Here is a 2069-nt window from a genome sequence, read left to right on the forward strand (position 1 = left end):
GAATTGGTGGATTTCATGGCGGGCCAGCTGACCCGCAGCGAAGACATCCGCTTCACAAACACGGCCTTGAAAGCCCTGATGGACTACACTTGGCCGGGCAATTTGCGAGAGCTGCAAAACGTCATCACACGCGCGCTGCGAAAATCAAACGGTGCAAACATTAAGCGACATGACTTGGTTTTTTCCCAAATCCCAAACATAGATGTCACGCAATCCCTGCCCGTTGACCAGACGAAAACACAAACCGCACCGCAAACAGAACGGGACTGGATCCTTGCGAAATTGGTAGAACATGGCTGGCGTCGCGCATCGGCAGCGGAGGACCTTGGCATGTCCACGCGTACCTTGTTCAACAAAATCAAGAAATACCAATTAGACCTGTAAGTGCCTCTGTGTTATGATCCAGACGCAAAGCGTAAAGCCCCGCTAAAGCCGCAATTCACGGGCGATAATGTCCTTCTGCATTTCGGACGTTCCAGAGGCAATCGTACTCGCCAGAGCATCCCTTAGTCCGCGCTCTGCGCCATGCGCGCCGGCATATCCGGCACCGCCCATGATGTGCAGCGCGCCCAGCCCGCAATCGACCGCAGCTTTGCTAATCGCCAGTTTCGCCATCGCAACATCCGTCGCAGCATCTTGCCCCTGATCAAGCTTCGCGCAGGCACGGTACAAGAGCAGTCTAGCCGACTCGACCTTCATTTTCAGATCAACCAGCTCATGGGAAATCGCCTGATTTTTGCTGATTGCCCGTCCAAATTGTTTACGTTTGCGCGCATATTGGATCGCTTGCTTGAGCTGGCGCTCCGCCAATCCCAAAAACGCTGCGAGCAGACCAAATCGCTCCCACTCCATTGAGGCCGTAAAGATCGGCCCACCCTGCCCCGACTCGCCAATCATGCAAGTTTTCGACACTCTGCACCCATCAAACTGAACACGCGAGCCGGGTAGTGATTTCAGCCCGAGTTTATCAAATGGCTCCTGCACAGTCACACCGGCACTGTCACGCGGCACCAGAAAGGCGCTTATGCCCAGAAACCCATCTTCGGGCGCGGTGACGGCGTAGGTCAGCAAGTAATCCGCATGTTTTGCGTTCGAAACATAGCTTTTCTCACCCGAGAGCACAAAATCATCGCCCTCTTTCACGGCAGACATGCTTAGCGCATAAACATCTGAACCAGCCGTATCTTCGGTAATCGCATTTGCGCAGATTTTCTGACCCGCGCACAACGCAGGTAGGATCGCCGCCAATTGTTGCTTTGTGCCAAATTCAACGATTGGCATAACGCAGGCAAACAAATGTGCACCGCTCGCAAACACCAACCCCATATCACCGCAGTCTTCACCTAGAATTTCGAAGAAACGCGCGGTCATTGCACGATCAAACCCGCGACCACCAACATCTTTTGGCGCAGAAAGCCCCAGAATTCCGAGATCACCGCAGGCGCGCAGTTCGCTCAGTTCGAAGGACGCGTCATACCCACGCTTCGCTGCTGTTGGTTCTAAGGTCTCTCGAACTGATTTAGCAAAATCACGGCTCAGCTTTTCCTGCTCAGCTGTCCACGAGAAGTCCATGCCGCGCCTCTTTCTTTGAAAATTCTGCAATTTTGGCCTTTACGAAGGGCATGACAGCGGCCTGTTGCGGGCGCAGAAAGAAATGACCGCCTGCGAAGAGTTTGGTTTTGAAGGTGCCACTGGTTTCTTGGCCCCACGCAAGCAGCTCATCCATCCCAACACGCGCATCTTGGGTTCCCCCGAGGGCGACAATTGGGCAGCTCAATCGCGTCTTGTGCCCATATTCATAGGTCTCACTTGCGCTCATATCGCCGCGCATCGCGGGAAGGAGCATCGCCAGTAAATCAGGCTCATTCAAGATTTCTTGGGGGATACCGTCATAGCGCGTCGACATTTCGCGCACGAATTGCGCATCGGGCAATCCATGCAAAGGCGGATCAAAATCGGGCACGCGCGGCCCTTCGCGCCCTGATACGATCAGACATTCAGGCGGCGGGCATCCCATATCGCGCAGCGCATGCGCCACCTCAAAGGCCACCAAGGCGCCAAGGCTATGG

Annotated in this window: 3 protein-coding genes; 1 reads left to right on the forward strand and 2 read right to left on the reverse strand. The window is 54.7% G+C overall.

The window, feature by feature from the left end:
• On the forward strand, nt 1-384 hold a 384-nt coding region (locus ABJQ89_RS11880), incomplete at its 5' end, for a helix-turn-helix domain-containing protein (protein WP_348496445.1).
• Between the two features lie 42 nt (nt 385-426).
• Here the strand turns inward: ABJQ89_RS11880 and ABJQ89_RS11885 are convergent.
• Nucleotides 427-1572, reverse strand: a complete 1146-nt coding sequence (locus tag ABJQ89_RS11885; RefSeq protein WP_348496446.1) for an acyl-CoA dehydrogenase family protein — start codon at nt 1570-1572, stop codon at nt 427-429.
• Nucleotides 1550-2069: thioesterase domain-containing protein (locus ABJQ89_RS11890; protein WP_348496447.1), on the reverse strand; the 520-nt coding region annotated here is incomplete at its 5' end. The genes ABJQ89_RS11885 and ABJQ89_RS11890, both read right to left, overlap by 23 nt.

The organism is Planktotalea sp. (assembly GCF_039984035.1).
Classification (GTDB): Bacteria; Pseudomonadota; Alphaproteobacteria; order Rhodobacterales; family Rhodobacteraceae; genus Planktotalea.